1 protein-coding gene is annotated in these 1,346 nt (G+C 47.1%); it reads left to right on the top strand.

The annotated features are described in order from the left end of the window. Positions 1 to 87: 87 nt before the first annotated feature. The coding region (locus tag GCU44_RS22885) for an IS1182 family transposase (RefSeq protein WP_154859708.1) at positions 88 to 1,346 on the top strand (1,259 nt) is incomplete at its 3' end.

The following is a 1,346-nucleotide window of genomic DNA, read 5'->3' as shown; positions in this document are numbered from 1 at the left end:
GAGGCTGTCCGAAAAGTCGGGCAGCCTCTAATTTAGTTGTTTTTTTTCTCCAAAAATGGTATTTTGGAGTTGTACAAAAAAGCAACTATGGCCAAGTTAGTTTTTAAAAACCAAACCGGCAAGAGTCCTGAACTTTTCCCGGTCAACATTTTTGACAGAATTGCCGACAACCATCCCGTACGCCTGGTAGATTCGGTTGTGGACTCGCTGGATATCAGCGAAATAATAAAGATGTACAAAGGAGGCGGCACCTCTGCCTACCACCCCAGAATGATGATCAAGGTGCTGTTTTACAGCTACTTGTCTAACGTATATTCCTGTCGTAAGATCGCCAAGGCACTTACTGAAAATATTCATTTTATGTATATAGCGGGCAATTCCACGCCCGACTTCAGGACCATCAACGACTTTAGGGGAAAGATATTGAAAGACCACATCCAAAGGCTATTCGCCGAAGTGGTGAAAATGCTTGTTGGGATGGGCTATGTTAGCCTTGATGTGCAGTACATCGATGGCACTAAGATCGAGGCAAGATCCAACCGGTACACCTTCGTCTGGAAGGGTTCGGTAGAGAAGTACAAGGAAAAACTGGAAGCCAAGATCGGCACCGTTCTTTCGGACATTGAAAGCAGCATTCAGTCTGATAATCAGGAAACCAACAAAGAGGAGCTTCCCAGGAAGATCAATTCTGATGAACTGCGGGAAAAACTAGCCGAGCTGAACAAAAAGCTGAAAGAACCTACCAAAAAGCAGGAAAAGGAACTGCGGAAGCTCCAGGAAGAGCATCTCCCCAAACTGGAAAAATATGAGCAGGACCTCAAGACGATGGGCCGGAGGAACTCTTACAGCAAGACCGACCGGGATGCCACCTTTATGCGGATGAAGGACGACCACATGAAGAACGGGCAGCTAAAGCCCGCCTACAATGCGCAGATATCTACGGAAAACCAGTTCATCACACATGTTTCCATCCACCAGACACCTGGGGACACCACTACGCTGAAAACCCATCTGGAGGGGTTCGAAAACGCCTTCGACAGACAGAGTACCGAAGTGGTGGCCGATGCTGGATATGGCAGTGAGGAAAACTACGAAATGCTTGATAAAAAGGGGGTTACACCTTACATAAAGTACAATTACTTCCACAAGGAGCAGAAAAGGAAAACAAAAGAAAACCCCTTTCTTGCCCAGAACCTGTTTTACAATGCAGAGAAGGATTTTTATGTATGCCCGATGGGCCAAAGGATGGAAAAGACGGGGACCGGCAAAAGGGTTTCAGCAAACGGGTATGAATCCCGGGTCACATACTATCAGGCACGGCAGTGTGAAGGCTGCCCACTCCGGGG

Origin of the sequence: Cyclobacterium xiamenense, from assembly GCF_009467825.1 — a bacterium.
Lineage (GTDB): Bacteria > Bacteroidota > Bacteroidia > Cytophagales > Cyclobacteriaceae > Cyclobacterium > Cyclobacterium xiamenense.
Note: the sequence above shows the minus strand (reverse complement) of the source record. Positions and strands in the feature narration are given on the sequence as shown.